14 protein-coding genes are annotated in these 18,534 nt (G+C 47.7%); all 14 read right to left on the bottom strand.

All coding sequences use genetic code 11. From position 1 onward, the window contains the following. Window positions 1-128: 128 nt before the first annotated feature. The 14 genes from M3223_RS15770 to M3223_RS15705 all read right to left on the bottom strand — a co-directional run bounded on the left by M3223_RS15770 (window position 129) and on the right by M3223_RS15705 (window position 18,429). On the bottom strand, window positions 129-1,688 hold the full coding sequence (locus M3223_RS15770) for a sigma-70 family RNA polymerase sigma factor (RefSeq protein ID WP_251563604.1): 1,560 nt from the start codon (window positions 1,686-1,688) through the stop codon (window positions 129-131). 69 nt (window positions 1,689-1,757) lie between these two features. Further along, the gene (locus M3223_RS15765; protein WP_285891309.1) at window positions 1,758-2,375 is read right to left on the bottom strand and encodes a histidine phosphatase family protein; all 618 of its coding nucleotides are present in this window, start codon (window positions 2,373-2,375) and stop codon (window positions 1,758-1,760) included. Window positions 2,376-2,400: 25 nt separating this feature from the next. Then, window positions 2,401-3,051, bottom strand: coding sequence for a DUF6273 domain-containing protein (locus M3223_RS15760; protein ID WP_251563182.1), 651 nt, complete (start codon window positions 3,049-3,051; stop codon window positions 2,401-2,403). A 170-nt stretch (window positions 3,052-3,221) separates the two neighbouring features. Beyond that, the gene (locus tag M3223_RS15755) at window positions 3,222-4,199 is read right to left on the bottom strand and encodes a phosphotransferase (RefSeq protein ID WP_251563180.1); all 978 of its coding nucleotides are present in this window, start codon (window positions 4,197-4,199) and stop codon (window positions 3,222-3,224) included. Between the two features lie 86 nt (window positions 4,200-4,285). Continuing rightward, a complete protein-coding gene (locus M3223_RS15750; protein WP_251563178.1) occupies window positions 4,286-5,362 on the bottom strand; it encodes a Gfo/Idh/MocA family protein in 1,077 nt (358 codons plus the stop codon). A gap of 42 nt (window positions 5,363-5,404) precedes the next feature. Continuing rightward, a complete protein-coding gene (locus M3223_RS15745; RefSeq protein WP_251563175.1) occupies window positions 5,405-5,776 on the bottom strand; it encodes an iron chaperone in 372 nt (123 codons plus the stop codon). Between the two features lie 147 nt (window positions 5,777-5,923). Further along, window positions 5,924-8,179: an ATP-binding cassette domain-containing protein gene (locus M3223_RS15740; protein WP_251563174.1), complete on the bottom strand. Its 2,256-nt coding sequence runs from the start codon at window positions 8,177-8,179 to the stop codon at window positions 5,924-5,926. A gap of 140 nt (window positions 8,180-8,319) precedes the next feature. Beyond that, window positions 8,320-8,718, bottom strand: coding sequence for an SRPBCC family protein (locus tag M3223_RS15735; RefSeq protein ID WP_251563172.1), 399 nt, complete (start codon window positions 8,716-8,718; stop codon window positions 8,320-8,322). Beyond that, window positions 8,715-9,044, bottom strand: coding sequence for an ArsR/SmtB family transcription factor (locus tag M3223_RS15730; protein WP_251563170.1), 330 nt, complete (start codon window positions 9,042-9,044; stop codon window positions 8,715-8,717). The genes M3223_RS15735 and M3223_RS15730 overlap by 4 nt, the downstream gene beginning before the upstream one ends. 173 nt (window positions 9,045-9,217) lie before the next feature. Further along, window positions 9,218-10,351 carry an acyltransferase gene (locus tag M3223_RS15725; protein WP_251563168.1) on the bottom strand — a complete coding sequence of 378 codons (1,134 nt, stop codon included), beginning with the start codon at window positions 10,349-10,351 and terminating at the stop codon, window positions 9,218-9,220. A gap of 147 nt (window positions 10,352-10,498) precedes the next feature. Then, window positions 10,499-10,927 carry an NUDIX domain-containing protein gene (locus M3223_RS15720; protein ID WP_251563166.1) on the bottom strand — a complete coding sequence of 143 codons (429 nt, stop codon included), beginning with the start codon at window positions 10,925-10,927 and terminating at the stop codon, window positions 10,499-10,501. Window positions 10,928-11,072: 145 nt separating this feature from the next. Further along, window positions 11,073-16,760: a HAMP domain-containing protein gene (locus M3223_RS15715; RefSeq protein WP_251563163.1), complete on the bottom strand. Its 5,688-nt coding sequence runs from the start codon at window positions 16,758-16,760 to the stop codon at window positions 11,073-11,075. Between the two features lie 47 nt (window positions 16,761-16,807). After that, a complete protein-coding gene (locus M3223_RS15710) occupies window positions 16,808-17,989 on the bottom strand; it encodes an ATP-binding protein (protein ID WP_251563161.1) in 1,182 nt (393 codons plus the stop codon). Between the two features lie 212 nt (window positions 17,990-18,201). Further along, window positions 18,202-18,429 carry a hypothetical protein gene (locus M3223_RS15705; RefSeq protein ID WP_251563159.1) on the bottom strand — a complete coding sequence of 76 codons (228 nt, stop codon included), beginning with the start codon at window positions 18,427-18,429 and terminating at the stop codon, window positions 18,202-18,204. Window positions 18,430-18,534 lie beyond the last annotated feature (105 nt).

The raw sequence follows: 18,534 nt of genomic DNA, 5'->3' as shown, positions 1-18,534 counted from the left end.
AACTGGATTTATCAATGGCGCTATTGATTGTATCATAGCGTTATTTTGTATTCAATTTATTTTTTTCTCTGACAGCAAAGATGACCTTTGAATTTCAAAGGTCATCTTTTTTTATTGCAGATCAACCATCAGATTTGAACCAGCTTATTGCAAGCTGTATCCCAGCGCCATGAAATCTTCCCGTCTTGCAAATGGATGCCTCCAAACCAGTCGTCGATTTCCTTTAACGCAATCCAATCCTTATCTCCGCCCAGTACCTCCCGACCAAGTTCAGTTAACGTAATGATGCAATTTTGAAAAGACGGTGCTTCATGTTTAAAATCAGGAAAGGCTTCTAAGCCTTGTATGTGCAACAACGAGCAAGGCTCCGTCGCCATTTTTTTCAGACGGTACCAGAACTCCAGATCACCTAAGCCAAACACATTTAATTGGTTCCCCACCTGCTGAAACAGCTCGTACGGGGATTGAATCCCGCTCGCCGCGATCTCGAGAGTCGTCTGTTCAATTCGCCCAAGCCCATTAAATGCTGATGGCATCCGGGATAAATGAGCCTCAAACGCGTCTCTCATAAAAGGCAGAGCAGACAAATCCTCCTCGAGGAATTGAATATGCTTGTCAGGAATGGATGAAGTATAGGCCTCCCACATGTTCCGGCCTGTCTCGAGTTCTCGTTGTCCAACGGTATGCCATGTACCGGACAAAGATTTTAACTGCGTGGCCGTCAGCTGCCCTAACCCGCGAAATAAGTCGATCCCGGGAAATTCTCCAATGCACAGCAAGCTTAATTGGGTATCCTGAAGATTCTGTTTGGAAAAGAAATGCAGCAAGTATGCTAACATCGTCTGGTCAAATAGATCATGTTCAAACCAGAGGATGACTTCCTTATGCTTGTTAAAATTGTTCAGGATTTGCTCCTGTTTTTCGCTATTTAAATATTCTGCCTGCGGAATCCCCAACGCGTCTTCTAGGTATCGAGCCCGCGCCGCCCGGTTAGCTTTTTCGTCCATATCCACAAATACTGGACCTACCGGATAGATTTCTCTCCACGCCAAAATCTCTCCTTCAACTACTCCTTGCCGCAGCGTGTCTGCAAGATGATCTCCATTCACAATGTGAAGCATTCCTTCTTCCCCTCCATAAAGCTGGTTCACCGCAAACATTAGATCAGCCACCGGCAGTGTTTTTTTCAATTTCAAGCGGGCATCAAACAGCCGTTTTTTCAGCACAGACACCGGCGTATCCAAGAAGCTGGATATTTCCCGAAGCGAATAGCCCTGAAAGTAAAATAACTGTACGGAGATACGCATTGCCGGTGACAGATCAGCAACAAAAGCATGCAGCGTTTGTTCGATCTCTCTTTTTTCTACAATAGCCTCCGGTCTGTATTTTTCCTCGGCGACTTGTTCGATTTCTTGAATTGGAATTAGCTTGTGCTGCTTCCGGCGCAGGAGACGATGGCACTGCCGCTCAACAATAACTTTGAACCAGCCTGGGAAAGCTTCTGCAGTCTGCAGCTTAGGCAGATTTTTAAATGCTTCGGCAAACGCTTCTTGGACGGCATCCTCGGCCAAATGCGCATCACCTAGCTTACTGTAAGCTACAGTCTGTGCCATGCCGGAAAAATGCTGAACGAGCTGTTTGGAAGCCGCTTGATCCCCTTTTTTAACTCCTTCTATCCACTGGTTCAACATTTTGAGACTCCTTCAGCTTCAGTCGTTTCTTATAAGTGCCCTCGAGTGATCAAAAGGTTACGTGGATTAGATAAGATGGCTGGTATCGTTTAATTTTGAAATATTTTTGCTGCCGGACCATTCCACGAGATTTAGCAGCGTTATGCTGCAAGGGTCAATATCAAAGGATACCTTTGATATCAGTTCTTTATCAAACTCCATCCACCAATGCAGAATTGAATTAATCGTATTGGCATGTGTGACGAAGACAGCCGTTTCGGGCACATCATGTTTCATGCGGTCCATAAATCTAGCTACCCTGTCATGCATCATGATCCAGCTTTCTGCCTCCGGGTAAGGAATCCAATCCAGTATCGGGTAGGTTATGGGCCTTTTTAATGCTTCAGCTTGTTCTTTGGTTTTGTTTGCCGCGAGTCCGTTGTTTAATTCTCTAAGTTCTTCTACTGCAATTGGGCTTTTTGAAATGGCTCGGCCGATTATTTCCGCTGTATCACTTGCTCTTGTCAGATCGCTGGAATAATAACCAATCGGTTTGCCGCTCAGCAGCGAAGCCAATCGTTCGCCTGTCAGCTCCGCTTGAGCTCGTCCACGATCGGTAAGCGGAGTATCCGTCCATCCGCCGATCATGCCTTTTAATAAATGCTCCGCTTCCCCATGCCGAATTAAATACAGTTCCTTTAACATAAAAATCCCTTCTACGTGTAAACGATCATTTTAGAGTAATTTTCAAAGCGGGACGCACGCCGTCACGAGCTAAATTCACTCGCGCATAGCTGCGGATGCTGCTGCGGGGGCCAATAAAATACGCACGCGAGGAACGATTGTCTTGGGTTCTGAGCCACCACCAGGAACAGCCGTATGCTGCTCCATCCTCAACGATATAGTCAGCTTCTACTTTTTTATCATATACATACAAATAACAGCCGTCGTTCTTTTTTACTTTGGAAAAATCAGTCCCAATTGTCCGGCGCCGTACGCTTAAACCAGCTTGCTCCGCCTTAACGGTCCATTCTTGAGCCTCTTCTACGCTTAACAAAAAAACATTATCCTCCGTGTCAGGACTGCCCTCTCCGTTACCGGTACATAGTGTGGTTTTAATCAAGCTTTTCTCATCTTCATTAAATGCTGTATTGTAAAACCCATCGTTTAGCCACTTCCGCAAATCACATTCCTGCCAGCTCGTATCCGTAAACTCACTGTGATACCTTTTGCAGTCCAGAATACGTTCGCTTAAGAGAAACAGCTCTGTGCCCCTGTTTTGCAGTACGATCCACCTAATAGGTGTTTTGTCCATTCCGCGCTCGGACTGCGGGTAGGTACCAAAGGTTATGATTTCGCCGGGCTTTGCATGTTGATGCAATAGGATCCCCACCTGTTCTTTGTTGTTTTCATCCACTCCTCATTGATCATATAACATTCATGCAATATTTCGTTTTACTCCTAATGGAGCCATGTGCAAAAGGGAGTATTAAGGTTTATATTGCTGCCGTAGTTTAGGGTTAAACTTTAAGCATTCGTTCCTCCGCCAATCTAAAAACGATCAAAAATTCGTTCATGATTAAGAAACGGCACACATCGGGCAGCACAAAGCTGGGGCATCCTTTCTCGAATCCATGGATGGACCGCTTCATTTTCCATCACGAAGGCGTAGTATCCGAATACGGCAGAAAGCATGAAGCCTTCAATGACGGAATAGATTTCCTCTGACGATTGCTGCTGGCCGTAATACCCTATTATGACCTGCTCCCGGATTTCCCGCGGGACATTTAATGCCATCATGGCGACATCAAACAGGCGATAACCAAAGCCGAACAAGCCGTAATCAATAAATACGGTCTTTCCCATTGGTGTCATAAGCAGGTTGCTCATATTCAAATCCGCATGAATGATTCCCTGCTTTAACGTTTCAGGTGGTACCGTTTTCAACCGACTTACGATTAAAGTAAGAGTTTTCTCCACTGTGGCAAAATTTTCTTCGGAAAACAGCTTCAAATCGACTCCTCGGCGAATTTGTGTGAGCATCTTTTCCGTTCTGCGTATACCGTAATCGGGCCGCTCTGCAGGCAGGAATTTGTCATATGTATCAAAAAACGCATGCAGCTTCGCTACCTGAGCGCCTAAGCGGTATGCAATCTCAGAACTTGAGAAGTCCTCTTTAGTCATATTGCGGCCCTCGATCCAGTGAAGCACCGAGCAGTATACAGTACGCCCATCAAGCTTGAACTCGGCCAAATGGTTTCCGTTCAGGTTGGCTACGGGCTTCTGGACCGCAAAATCTGTTCCTTGGGCAATCGCGTCCAGCATCCGCAGCTCGGACTCAAGTCCTTCTTTTGTATGCTGAACACCGGCTAGATTAATGGTCACTGGATCATGCACACGAAGAAGATAAACGCTGCCGTTTGACGAATCATTTATTTGATAGGTCCGATTTTCATTGTGCCGGATAAGTACGACTTCAGGATTGACAATCCCGTACTGAAGCAGAAGCTCCTGAATTTGATCGACCATAACGGCCTCCCCTGCTCAATAATGGTTTCACAAGGATTACAAAAAAAGCGGTTCACTCTAAAAAAGAGTTGAGCCGCTTTTAATCTTTATAGCGCCCAAGGCTGGGTCTGCGTCTCCAGCTCTTCGCCGGACTCGATTGCCGACAGCATCATAATCGACAAATAATGATCCTGCAGCGCCTCTTCCAGCGGATAACAGGGCGGTCCGCCCTGCACATAATCCGCCATTTTCGCCAAACTCGTGGCAATGGCGATTTCATCGTCCGATAAACGACCGGGAACAAACGGATTCTCATACACCCAATCCTCGTTTGCTGTAATTCCTCGGTGATAATACCCTTCCAGATTTCCGTTATGACCGGTATCCACTCTCCGAAAATGGCCGTAAATTGGCGTCTTGAAATCCCTCAAATACCGGAATGTTTCGTCCGTTACTTCTCCGCGGCTTCCACGAACGAGAATTCGATTTTGGCGAATCCAAGAAAGATACTGATCTCCCGTAAAATCAAACACAGCCAGCTTTTCCCCAAAACGAAGTGTCGCGAGATCCTGAACGGAGTCCCCAATCGCTTCACTTTCGGGAGGCCCGTATCGCCCTGGGCCTTTCACGATTTTGGATGTAAACCTCTGGCCCTTAATAACGGCGTTGTCAAACTTAATGCCGAGCAGCTTACGAATCAAACTGATGCCATGGTATCCGTGAGCGGCCGATACTTGCACCTGAGAAACATCGCCAAGTTTACCCGATTGTACAAACGCAATGCGTGCGGCATGCATCGGCTGATACAAATATTGCTCGGCTACCTGTACGTGTCCCTTTAGCTTGCGTAAGGACTCATATAGAGACAGCATGCCCGGAATGTCTGTTGCAGGAGGCGTCTCGGACAAAACCGGAATATTTCGTTCTGCCAGTTCAATCGTGCAGGCTGGAACAGCATCCTTGGAAACGGATACAACCGCAAACAGCATCGGCCCGCTTGACGCAAAAGACTCCATATCCCGGCAGGTCTTCACGCCCCATTTTTCCTCGATCTCTCTCCCGCGCTCCTCGTCCCGGACCAGCATAGCACGGACTGCAAAATGCTGAGGCAGCATTTTGGCGATCCGCAAATAAAACTCAGCTCTCCACCCTCTGCCTACGATGCCGAACTCAATCAAAGACATAATCGCTCTCCCTTGTTTCAGCTGTTCAGATCAAATTTAATTCTATTTCCGCCAAAATGTAGAACAATCTGCTTTATCCGAAATATTGAACTCAATCATTTTTTCAAGTAAAGAATAGTCCACCGGCTGATTCCACTTGATCCGCACCAATAGGTTGGTATGACTGTAGCCCGCCTTCACCATTTCATCTTCGAATTGAATCATCCCGGCTCTTTCAGGAGCAACAGCCATATGCTGTTTAGCTACGCTGAATCCAATAATATAAGTGTCATGGTCGGTAAACATAGGCTGATTCCACGCTATAATTGGCGTTAAAATCGGAAATTTCGCAGCGACCCAGCTCAGTACCTCTTCGGTTCGCTCCCGATGATCAGGATGGTCGATGCCGTCTAAAAACTCTTTGAATACTTCCATCTTATCCCTCCTGAATATCCGAGATTCTTCACAATTAAACTTCCTTTAATATACCATAAATCAAGTCATTTCCGATCTTCACATTAGTCCGCTCAGTTGCTTTAAAAAAACAGGGGGCGGCTGCCGCAGCAGCTTGCCCCCTGGATGTTAACTCAAATACTTCCCCGTAATCGACTGCTTCGCTGAGAGAATATCTTCCGGTTTACCCTCGAACACGACCTGGCCGCCTTTGCTGCCGCCATCCGGTCCCATATCGATAATCCAATCCGCTTGGCTGATTACATCGAGGTTGTGCTCGATCACAATAACCGTATTGCCAGCATCTACGAGGCGGTTCATAATCCCCATCAGCTGTCCGATATCCGACATATGCAGTCCGGTCGTTGGCTCGTCCATCACGTAAATGCTGCCCTTTTTATGAAGCTCGCTAGCGAGCTTAATGCGCTGGCATTCCCCGCCGGAGAGCGTGCTGAGCGGTTGGCCAAGCGTAATATAGTTTAGGCCTACTTCACTCATCGCCTGGAGCTTGCGGACAACTTCTTTGAGCTCAAAGAATTCCCGTGCCTGCTCCACCGTCATCTCCAGCACATCTGCAATAGATTTGCCATTCAGCTTGTACTCAAGAACTTCTTCCTTAAAACGTTTACCGCCGCAAACATCGCAAGGCAGCTTTACGCTGTCGAGGAAGGAGATATCCATATACACTACGCCAAGCCCCTGGCAGTTCTCGCAGGCTCCCTTGGAGTTGAAGCTGAATAAACCTTGGTTCACTTTGTTCGCGGAAGCAAAAGCCTTGCGCACATCGTCCATAATTCCTGTGTAGGTTGCAGGATTAGAGCGTGTGGACACGCCAACCGCCGATTGGTCGATAACGATTGCGTCCGAATGCTGGCTCAGAAATACATCATTAATGAGCGTGCTCTTGCCCGATCCGGCAACGCCTGTCACGACGGTCAGCACGCTGGTGGGAATATCGACGCTAACGTTTTGCAGGTTATGCAGACTGGCGTTTTTCACCGAAAGCTTGCCGGTCGGCTGCCTGCAATCCTGCTTTAGCTGAAGCGGCCGTTTCATGTGGTTGCCCGTCAGCGTGTCTGCCTCCAAAAGTCCTTGGAAGCTTCCTTCGTACACGATATTGCCGCCCCGGCTGCCAGCGTGAGGCCCGACATCGACGATATGATCCGCAACCTTAATGACATCGGGATCATGCTCAACAACAATAACCGTGTTCCCCTTGTCGCGCAGCTTCTGAAGCAGCTCGTTCAACCGGTGCACGTCACGAGGATGCAAGCCTACGCTTGGTTCATCAAAAATATACGTGACATCCACAAGGCTGCCGCTCAGATGTTTGACCATTTTGACTCTTTGCGATTCGCCGCCGGATAAAGTATCCGTCTCCCGGTCCAGGGTCAAATAGTCAAGCCCGATATCGACCAGATGCTGCAGCCGATCCGTCAGCGATTTCACGATTGGCGCGGCAACAGGATCGTTGATTTCACGAATTACGCGGATAAGCTGCCCAACTTCCATGGAGGACAAATCCGCAATATTATGGTGATTAATTTTGCAGCTTAGTGCTGCTTGACTGAGTCTCGCGCCGCGGCAGCTGGAGCAAGGACCTTCGGAAATGAAAGGTGCTACGGTTTTTTGTGTGCGCTCGGACTTTGCTTTGACATCCTGCTTGATGTATTTGTTCGTGAACTTCTCAATAACGCCCTCAACGGTAATGTTGGTTGCTTTACCGGCAAAGTCCATTTTAATTTTTCTTGCTTTGGAGTATAGCAGCAGCTCAATTTCGTCTTCCGAATAGTCGCTGAGCTTTTTGTCGAGATCGTAGTCTCCCGACTGCACCACCATATTCCACTCCCAGCCGCCTATCGAGTAATCCGGCAGCATAAGCGCGCCTTCATTCAGCGACTTGGACATATCAACTGCTTTGCTCATATCAACGCCAAGTTTACGGCCGAGCCCGTTACACTCCGGACACATGCCTTGAGGATCGTTAAACGAAAACATCTGAGAAGGCCCGACATGCGGCTGTCCGGCTCGGGAGAAAAGAAGGCGGAGAATAGGCGAAATATCGGTAATTGTGCCCATTGTAGAATGAGAGCCGCCGCCAAGCCGTTTCTGGTCTACAATGACTGCCATACTCAGGTTTTCAATGGCGTCCGTATCCGGCTGCGGAACTTTTGGAAGGAATGTGCGCACAAAAATGCTGAAATTTTCATTCAGCAATCGTGTAGATTCTGCGGCGATGGTATCAAAAACAATGGAAGACTTGCCTGACCCGGATACACCGGTGAAAATCGTGATTTTCCGTTTGGGAATTTGCAAAGATACGTTTTTGAGGTTGTTTTCCCTTGCGCCAGAAATAACAATAAACTCCTGGTTAGAATGGCTCAACAAGTAACATCCTTTCTTTGGGAGGCCGTAATATTCTTTGAGTTATGATCGAGCACATAGATAATCCTATCCTATCATAAGCAGACATAAACCGGCTGCATCTTCATGCAGCCGGTTTATTTATTTCTGAGTAAATATGATTATTGTGCCAGCAATTTCTCCAATTCGGAGATCCAATTGCCCCAGCCATATCGAGCGCCTTCCAGCCCTTGAACGTTGGAGAATCCGGTTTGCTCCAGATGAAGGCTCACCTTGCCGTTACCCAAGTCCTGCAGCGTCCAGGTAACCGTGTGCTTTTCGTCACCAACGGCCCATGTATACGACAATTTGTTTGGCTCATCAACAAGCAGAACTTCACCGTTGATAACACCGTCCCACCATTGGTTCGGCTCAGCGCGGAATTGAAACTTGTGTCCCTCAACCGCTTTAAAATCATTTTCCAAAATCCATTTGGAAAGCTTGCTCGGATCGGTTAAATAGGTCCAGGCCTTCTCAATGGATACGTTGTATTCATGATCTAAAGATAAAACTAAGCTCATTTTTCTTCCTCCTCTATTAACTGCTCTAAGCGGAACATATTTGTACGCCAAAACCTGCTGTAGAACGTTACCCAATCTTGAACTTCTCTAAGTGGAAAGGCATTCAGCCTGAATCTCGTTTCTCGTCCAACTTTACGGTCAAGCACTAGTCCCGACTCCTTTAGAATCGTCAAATGCTTGGAGACTGCTGTACGTCCCATTTCAAAATGAGGCGTTAACTCGTGGAGCGGCAGCTCATCCGCTTCTGATAACAGTTGAATCAGCCGGCGCCTCGTTGGATCTGCAATCGCGTCGAATACATCCCGCAACTGGTTCTGTTCGCTCACAACACCCTCTCCTAAGGATTTGTGGTCCGTTCGATTGGACACCATTTGGTGACGAATTGATTATATAACACCATTTGGTGTCGGATCAACTACTATTTTGCACAATGTGAACGAAGGCGTCTGCTTCTATATTAATTCCCACTAAGTTCCTTGAGTATGTACCTATCCGTTGTTCAAAATCTCCGCTTCGGTATAGGTCCAAATAAAATCCAGTGCCCTTTCCATTTTCCGGCCAAAAGGACAATGATCCATGAGCCAAGTAATGCGAAGAGGAAACCTCCCGTAATCCAAGCTCCATAGGTTAAAGAGTTTCCGCCCACATTCGTCATGCGGTATAGTTTTAATAACAAAGGATGGATTAAATAAATCCCAAATGATGCATAGCTAAGTTGAACTAAAATGTTCTTTAAACGCTCCCAATGCAGCCTTTTAATCCAGAGAGCCAAGCTGAGCATCATGAAACAAGCGGATGTAATGTACAGCTCATTTTTTAATTCCACCCAAAATAATTGAGAGAATAACTCTTTTCCTTGAGCCTCGAACACAAAATACACGATGTTCACAGCTCCAGAAAGCACAAAAGCTGTCCAGAAAAGCATGTTCCCTAAAAGCTTTCGATGTTTCAGATTCCAAAATTGCTGCACATGGTTATAGTTAATTCCTAAGTAAGCACCAATAAAAAAGTAAAAGATATACGCAAAAAATCCGCTTTTTACATACGGAATCCCGATTTCCTTGGCATAAAGCAAATAAATCCACTGGATGATAAGTCCTCCGGCAACGATCCATTTTATGAGGCGCGGATTTTTTTGCAGAAGGTACAAAACAAACGGAAATACAAGATAAAATTGAATAATGACGAAGACAAAATATAGATGGGTATAGGTTTTTCCGATGATCAATTTAATCAAAAAATCCCATGTGAAAAAATGAGAAATAAACTGCCCGAAGCTAGACCATTCATATCTGGATAAAATAACAACCGTATAATAAACAAACGAAAAAATAATGAATGGAGACAGAATTTTAAGGAATCTTTTTTTGTAAAATGTACGTATTGATTTTTTGTTCAACGGATAGTCGTAGTAATTGTAAAACAGTGAAATTCCGCTAATCAAAATAAATAGCGGAACGGCAAATTTAGATAACGTGTTAATAAAAACAAAAACTAAAAACAAGGAAGAGTTGGGATCAGTGCTGGCTACCGCAGATGATGTACCATGAATGAATAGAACAGCCAGGATACCCAATGCTCTAAGGAAATCCAGTTCTATTAGAACAGCCTTTTTTGACTGTGATTTTAGCATGGAGTAACCTCATTTCCATTTATTTAAAGCGATTCAAGTTACCGATTAACCAGTATGGAGCTTTTCTAAACTTGTTATACGATGAGCTAAAATAACAAACGCCCACCATGGTCCGGTGAGCGTTCTGGTGATCGACTCATGCTCAAGCTATTCCATCCATATTCTCGGCCCCACTGTATGAAATAATTGCTTTTTGTTAGAAGTCAGCGCGTCTTCAATTCGTTTGCACGTAAAATCGCTGATTGGTGTGGGCAGCTCATTAATTGCGAAAAATTTGCATTCTAAAATTTCAGGAGAGCTCGGTTGAGGCGATTGATTATTCCCGCTGTCTGTTAGGAAAACAAAATGATGCATATCATAAGCCGGGTCATAATAAACGCCGGTTAATTGCTCGAACTCGATGTTTAACCCTACTTCCTCCAGTACCTCTCTTCGTGCCGTTGCTTCCGCAGATTCATTGTCCTCGCCTTTTCCGCCCGGCAGCTCCCAATTTTTTTTGCCATAGCTATGTTTGACCAAAAGCACTTTTCCGTCGGAATCCAGAATAACTGCAGCCCCACCAATTAACTTTGGCAAAAAAATTCCTCCTAATTAGATTGCGAGTCATCTGAATGACGATATAAGCATAGAATTGGTTTTCGTTTTATTCCAGAATCAGATAACCAATCTAAATTAAGACAAAAAAGACTGCCGGGATATCTCGGCAGTCTTGATTACTAGCTTATTTATCCAACCAAGTACGCATCATCGCCAACAGCTGGGCGCTGTTGACCGGCTTCGTAATATAATCCGAGCAGCCTGCTTCCAGGCAAAGCTCCCGGTCTCCCTTCATCGCTTTAGCGGTGAGCGCAATGATGGGAAGCTCCATAAACTTCGCTTTTTCCCGAATCGCCCGGGTTGTTTCGTACCCGTCCATTCCCGGCATCATAATATCCATCAGCACGATTTCGATGTCCGGTGTCTGCTCCAGCAACGTGATGGCATCATATCCATTCTCAGCCGGAATGACCTTCATTTGATGGCGCTCCAAAATCGTTGTAAGCGCGAAAATGTTCCGGATGTCGTCATCCACGACGAGCACTTTTTTGTACTCAATCATTTCATCCGAGCTGTGCAGCTTCACCAGCTTATCTCTGGAGCTATCAGGCAGGTTTTCCGCCTTCCGGTGCAGGAAAAGCGTTGTAGCGTCGATCAGCTGCGGATTCGACTTCACTTCTTTCATAATGGCCATCTTAAGTAGATCATCCCACTCGTCCTCTTCCGCCGGTGTCAGCTTTTTGCTCAGGCGAGCCACAACAGGAAGCCGTTTGTTCTTAGCGTTTTTGTGCATGTCCCGCACAAAACGAATGACGTTCATATCCGGCAGGCTATTGTCCAGAACTACACAATCGATGTCCTTGGTATTGATCTGGTTCAATGCTTTTCGTCCCGTGTCGACTGCCGTGATTTTGATATCCTGGTTTTTCAGCAGTTCTACAATTGCCTTACGCTCTTGGTCATCATGGACGACAACAAGCAGATGCTGAACTGTCTTATCGGCGAATTGGTTCAACCTGTCCAGCGCGTTTTCCAGTTCCTCATTCGTCACCGGCTTACGGAAATAATTGTGAACTCCTTTTTGCAGCAGGAGCACCTCATCCTCGTCGACGGTCATGACGCAGATCGGAATATGCCGCAGGTTAATATCGTTCTTGAGCTGCTCAAGCACCAGCCAGCCGTCGATTTCTCCAAGATGCAAGTCCAGCGTAATTGCAATCGGATTATACTTGTGAACGAGCTCAAGAGCATCCGATCCGCTGGCGGAAACGACCGCTTTAATCCCTTTTTTGTGAAGGAGATCCATGATGATGGCATTAAACTTCTGATCGTCCTCCACGATCAGGAATACACGGTCCTCCGGCTTGATGTGATTCCGATCGTCGACGATTGCATCCTCCGCTTGCTTGGCAAGATTGCTTCTGCGTTTAGGCGGGGTAATATCAATGACTTCGGGAACATGAAGCTTTTTAGGCTCCGGCTCCACCGCCTCGGCTTCAGTCGGAAGGTACAGATTAAATACGCTGCCCTTGCCCACCTCGCTGTACAAAGTAATCTCTCCGCCCAGCATCTCGGCAATTTCCCGGGATATTGCAAGACCAAGGCCGGTGCCGCCATACTCCCGGTTCGTGCTGCCGTCCGCTTGCTGGAAGGCTTCAAAAATAATCTGCTGTTTCTCCTGAGGAATTCCGATTCCTGTATCGCTTACTGAGAAACAAAGAACTGTCTTCGCATGTCTAAGCGATTCATTTTCCGGGTTCCAGCCGCCGGTAGCTTGTTTGATCTGAAGCATGATTTGGCCTTGCTCCGTGAACTTAAACGCGTTTGAGAGCAGGTTTTTCAATATCTGCTGCAGCCGTTTGAAATCCGTGACGACGGTTTCCGGCACGCCTGGATCGATTTGAATCCGGTAATCCAGTTTTTTCGTGTCCACCATATGGCGGAAGGTGCGGTCAAGTCCGCCCGTCAGCTCAACCAATGGCACTTCGCTGTAATCAGGCGTAATCGTGCCCGATTCAACTTTGGACAGATCGAGAATATCGTTAATGAGGTTAAGCAGCTCGATTCCGGATTCCTGAATGGTTTTGGCAAACTTCACCTGCACCTCATGCAGGTTTTCGTCCGGATTCTCGGCGAGCTGTTCCGCCAACAGCAGTAAGGAATTCAGCGGAGTGCGAAGCTCATGCGACATATTGGCCAGAAACTCGGATTTGTACTTGGATGTAAGCGCAAGCTGCTCCGCTTTTTCCTCTAAATAATGCTTGGCCACCTCGACCTCTTGGTTTTTGCTCTCCACTTCCGCCTTCTGCAGCACCAGCAGTTTTGCTTTATCCTCAAGCTCTTCGTTTGTATTTTGCAGCTCCATCTGCTGCTTTTGGAGCTCCTCAGTGAGTGACTGCGACTGAATAAGCAGCTCCTCTGTTCTTTGGTTCGCCTGCATCGTGTTAATGACGATACCGATCGATTCTGTCAGCTGATCGAGGAATGCGAGATCGATATCGCTGAACGAGCGGAAGGAAGCGAGCTCCAGTATCGCCAGCACCTGATCTTCAAAAATAATCGGCAGCAGTACGATATTAAGCGGCGTAGCTTCTCCCAATGCAGACGAAATAACAACGTAATCTCCCGGCACGTTCGTAAGCAGAATTCGCTGCTTCTCGATCAGGCATTGGCCGACCAAGCCTTGTCCGGCCCGGAATTCGTTTGCCAGATGTTTGCGGCTTTGGTACGCATAACTGGCAAACAGCTTCAGCACCGGTTCGCCGTTAAACGGCTCGTTGATGTAAAAGACGCCGTGCTGCATGGATACAAGCGGAGCAAGCTCCGACAAAATCATACGGCTGACCGCATACAGATCCCGCTGGCCCTGCAGCAGCCTTGTGAATTTCGCTAGATTTGTTTTGAGCCAGTCCTGCTCCGTATTAATCCGGGTCGTTTCCTTCAAATTGCGAATCATTTCGTTGATGTTGTCCTTCAGCGTGGCGACTTCACCCGACGCGGATACATCAATGGCGCGCGACAAATCGCCGTTGGTTACCGCTGTTGCAACGTTGGTGATGGCGCGTACCTGAGTCGTGAGCGTGCTCGCCATGTAGTTAACGTTGTCGGTAAGATCGCGCCATGTGCCGGCAGCGCCAGGCACGCTTGCTTGGCCTCCAAGCTTGCCCTCCGCTCCTACCTCCCGAGCCACAGTTGTGACCTGGTCAGCAAACGTAGCCAGCGTCTCGATCATATTGTTGATTGTGTCCGTCAGCTCGGCGATTTCGCCTTTTGCTTCCACGTTCAGCTTCTGCTTCAGGTTGCCGTTCGCAACCGCAGTGACGACCTTGGCGATGCCGCGCACCTGATCCGTCAGGTTGGTCGCCATTATGTTAACGTTGTCGGTGAGATCCTTCCAGATTCCGCCGACGCCGCGAACTTGGGCTTGTCCGCCCAGCTTGCCGTCCGTTCCTACCTCCCGCGCTACGCGCGTAACCTCGGACGCAAAGGAGTTAAGCTGATCCACCATCGTGTTAATGGTGTTTTTCAGCTCCAAAAGCTCGCCTTTAACATCAACGGTAATCTTTTTGGAAAGGTCGCCGTTTGCAACCGCCGTCGTTACGCCGGCAATATTGCGCATCTGAATGGTCAGGTTGCTGGCCATATAGTTAACCGTATCCGTAAGATCTTTCCATGTGCCGGAAACGTCTTTTACTTCCGCTTGTGCGCCGAGTTTGCCGTCCGTGCCGACCTCGCGTGCGACGCGGGTTACCTCGGAGGCAAACGTAGAGAGCTGGTCTACCATCGTATTAATCGTGATTTTCAGCTCAAGAATTTCGCCCTTAACGTCAACGGTAATCTTTTTGGAAAGGTCGCCCTTCGCAACTGCTGTCGTCACGTCCGCGATGTTCCGCACCTGATCCGTCAGATTCCGTGCCATGTTATTAACGCTTTCGGTTAAGTCCTTCCATGTGCCGCCGACGCCGCGCACCTGGGCCTGACCGCCCAGCTTGCCGTCCGTGCCGACTTCGCGCGCCACACGCGTAACCTCGGAAGAGAACATGGAGAGCTGGTCCACCATCGTGTTGATCGTATTTTTCAGTTCGAGAATCTCGCCTTGCACATCCGCGGTAATCTTTTTGGACAAATCGCCGTTTGCGACCGCAGTTGTAACGACCGCGATATTCCGCACCTGGTTGGTCAAGTTCGAAGCCATGTAGTTAACGCTTTCGGTCAAATCACGCCATGTGCCCGCAACGCCTTTTACTTGAGCCTGTCCGCCCAGCATGCCCTCGGTGCCTACCTCGCGCGCCACGCGGGTAACTTCGGAGGCAAACGTGGAGAGCTGGTCCACCATCGTATTGATCGTATTTTTTAGCTCCAGAATTTCTCCCTTGGCATTTACCGTAATCTGTTTGGACAGATCGCCTTTAGCGACCGCAGTCGTCACCTCAGCAATATTCCGCACCTGGTCGGTTAACGTGCCGGCCATAAAGTTAACGCTGTCGGTCAAATCCTTCCATGTGCCGGATACGCCTTTAACGTCTGCTTGTCCGCCGAGAATGCCTTCCGTTGAAACCTCGCGGGCTACACGCGTAACCTCGGAGGCAAAGTTGCTGAGCTGATCGACCATAATATTGATCGTGCTTTTCAATTGGAGAATCTCGCCCTTGGCGTCAACGGTAATCGTCTTCGACAGATCGCCCTTGGCGACAGCCGTGGTCACTTCCGCGATGTTCCGCACCTGGTTGGTCAGGTTGGACGCCATATAGTTCACGCTCTCGGTCAAATCGCGCCAAGTTCCGGATACGCCCTTAACATCCGCTTGTCCGCCGAGAATACCTTCCGTACCGACCTCTCGGGCCATCCGGGTTACCTCGGAAGCAAAAGTAGACAGCTGATCCACCATCGTATTGATCGTATTTTTCAGTTCGAGAATCTCGCCCTGCACATCTGCGGTAATTTTTTTCGATAGGTCGCCATTTGCGACGGCTGTTGTTACAACGGCAATGTTCCGCACCTGGTTGGTCAGGTTGGACGCCATATAGTTCACGCTTTCGGTCAAATCACGCCAAGTTCCGGACACGCCTTTAACATCCGCTTGCCCGCCCAGCTTGCCTTCCGTTCCTACCTCCCGAGCCACACGCGTAACCTCGGAGGAGAACATGGAGAGCTGGTCCACCATCGTGTTAATGGTGTTTTTGAGCTCCATAATCTCGCCGCGCGCATTAACGGTAATCTGTTTGGACAGATCGCCGTTTGCAACGGCTGTTGTTACCGCTGCAATATTCCGCACCTGATCCGTCAGGTTGGACGCCATGTAATTTACGCTGTCGGTCAAGTCCTTCCACGTACCGGACACACCTTTTACGTCTGCTTGTCCGCCCAGAATCCCCTCTGTGCCGACCTCGCGAGCGACACGCGTAACCTCGGAGGCAAACGTGCTGAGCTGATTCACCATCATGTTGATGTTGCTGGCCGTTCTTTGGAATTCACCGGTGAGCGGCCGCCCCTCGATTTCCAGCTCCACCTTTTGGGAAAGATCGCCCTTGGCTACAGCATTGATAACCCGGACCATCTCGCTTGTCGGCTGGATCAGGTCGATGACAAGGCCGTTCAGCGAATCGGTGACCGTTTCCCAGGAGCCGCCAAGATTTTTCTGGACAAATCTCCGTGACAGATTGCCCTCTTTGCCGACCACTTTGGCTACAGTCTGGACCTCATTGACCAGACCTTCCTGAATATCCATAATTTCATTAAACGTATCCGCTACCTTGCCGGCAACTCCTGTGCGGTCATAGGGCATTCTGTAGGAAAAGTTTCCTTTTTTCAACGCCATCAAGGCGTTGAGCAGCTCACCGCTGTCAATAGGAATGTCATTGTGTTCCTTCATATAATTTGCCTTACCCCTTTTCGATCGCTAAGTGTGGGATGCCCTGTTTATAACGGCTTGACTTCAATCGTAAACATAAACGTTGCGCCGGGTCCATCCGTCGGTTCAACTTGAATGGTGCCTCCCATTAATTCAATTAATGACTTGCTAATCGATAAGCCCAGTCCGGTGCCTCCGAACTTCCGTGTAGTAGAAGCGTCGAGCTGTGAGAACGGCTGGAAAAGCTCGTTAATTTTATGAGGAGGAATTCCGATCCCGGTATCTTTAATGACAAATTCAAGTATAAGGGGATCTTCCTTCAGCTTGTTAACGATGATGGACACGCTGCCCTCTTGCGTAAACTTCACGGCATTACCCACGATGTTATTCAATACTTGCCGCAGGCTGTTCATATCCCCTTTAATAACAGGCGGTACAGACGGGTCAATCGCTACGGTCATGTCCAGGTTTCGTTCCCTTGTTTTGGCGGAGAACAGATCAACCGTTTCATTCAAGCAATGAGGCAGCGAAAATGGTTCCTCCTCCAACTCCATTTTGCCGGACTCGATTTTGGAGAAATCAAGAATTTGATTAATGACTGAGAGCAGCGCATTGCCGCTTTTGTGAATGATGCCTGCCATCTCGGTGTATTCCTCCGGCAGCTCAGAGGCATTGAGCAGGTCTGACATGCCAATGATTCCGTTTAATGGCGTTCGTATCTCATGGCTGATCATAGCAAGGAATTCCGACTTGATTCGTGAGGCAATTTCAGCCGTTTCTTTTGCCTGAATAAGCTCCCGGTTAGCAATCTCAAGCTGTCTTGTTTGATGTTTTAACGTCTCGCTTTGGATTTGCAGTGTTTTGTTCGCCTCATACATGCTGACATAACCTTCGATTTTAGCTTTAAGAATTTGCGGAACAAAAGGTTTGGTCATGTAATCCATAGCGCCAACTGCATAACCGGCAAAGATATACTCCATCTTGTTGCTGTTTGCTGTCATAAAGATAATGGGCACGTATTTGGTTTTCTCCCGGGTGCGGATGATGCTGGCCGTCTCAATCCCGTCCATACCCGGCATTTGTACATCCATGACAATGACGGCAAACTCCTCTTCCAATAACCACCGCAAAGCTTCCATGCCTGACAAAGCCCGCACCAGACGGTATCGTTCTCCGCGAAGAACCGCCTCGATGGCAATCAAGTTTTCCGGGTGATCGTCAACGAGTAGAATGTTCACTGGAAAATCCACGGCGCCCTCACCTTCCAACCTGCTGCTAATTGCACTTATAATTCGACAATAAAGGTTATGTTCCCTTAATTATATAGGATGAGTCGGTCCATTTCACTTGTATCCATTTCTATCCAGATATTTTCTGATTCGTTATTATTTTGGTCAGGCTAAAATAAAAAGCTCTCACGAGGAGAGCGATAACGCGGTTCCAATATGTCTGCTGAAGCTTGTTACATAAAGCTAACCGCAACGGCTGTTAGGCCCATCAATACAATTATAGCAATAATCACGTAACCGAACATCCTGACCATAAGAGGCATTGCTTTGAGATCAGCTATTTTAGGCGGCCCTCCTCCCGCGATCGTTTGAATAGAGCGAAGGTTTTCATCGACATAATGCTCTTCTTGATGAAGGTTCGTGTTGTCCGATTGGCTTGTATGAATCCCTTGTTTTTCCATCGGCATCCCTCACTTTATTAAAGTGTAAAATCGGAATAAATTTTCATATTTTTGAATTAAATTGAAGTAGAATTTCAGTTGCACTAAAACTCTCATAGTGGTAAT

It is taken from the genome of Paenibacillus pasadenensis, from assembly GCF_023715725.1.
GTDB lineage: Bacteria > Bacillota > Bacilli > Paenibacillales > Paenibacillaceae > Paenibacillus_O > Paenibacillus_O pasadenensis_A.
The sequence above is the reverse complement of the archived record's forward strand: the minus strand, read 5'-3'. Positions and strand labels throughout refer to the sequence as shown.

Bases quoted from the DNA above. Each gene is read 5' to 3' on its own strand.
- M3223_RS15765 (WP_285891309.1), bottom strand. From the start codon at position 2,375: ATGTTAAAGGAACTGTATTTAATTCGGCATGGGGAAGCGGAGCATTTA.
- M3223_RS15755 (WP_251563180.1), bottom strand. From the start codon at position 4,199: ATGGTCGATCAAATTCAGGAGCTTCTGCTTCAGTACGGGATTGTCAAT.
- M3223_RS15750 (WP_251563178.1), bottom strand. From the start codon at position 5,362: ATGTCTTTGATTGAGTTCGGCATCGTAGGCAGAGGGTGGAGAGCTGAG.
- M3223_RS15745 (WP_251563175.1), bottom strand. From the start codon at position 5,776: ATGGAAGTATTCAAAGAGTTTTTAGACGGCATCGACCATCCTGATCAT.
- M3223_RS15735 (WP_251563172.1), bottom strand. From the start codon at position 8,718: ATGAGCTTAGTTTTATCTTTAGATCATGAATACAACGTATCCATTGAG.
- M3223_RS15725 (WP_251563168.1), bottom strand. From the start codon at position 10,351: ATGCTAAAATCACAGTCAAAAAAGGCTGTTCTAATAGAACTGGATTTC.
- M3223_RS15715 (WP_251563163.1), bottom strand. From the start codon at position 16,760: ATGAAGGAACACAATGACATTCCTATTGACAGCGGTGAGCTGCTCAAC.
- M3223_RS15705 (WP_251563159.1), bottom strand. From the start codon at position 18,429: ATGGAAAAACAAGGGATTCATACAAGCCAATCGGACAACACGAACCTT.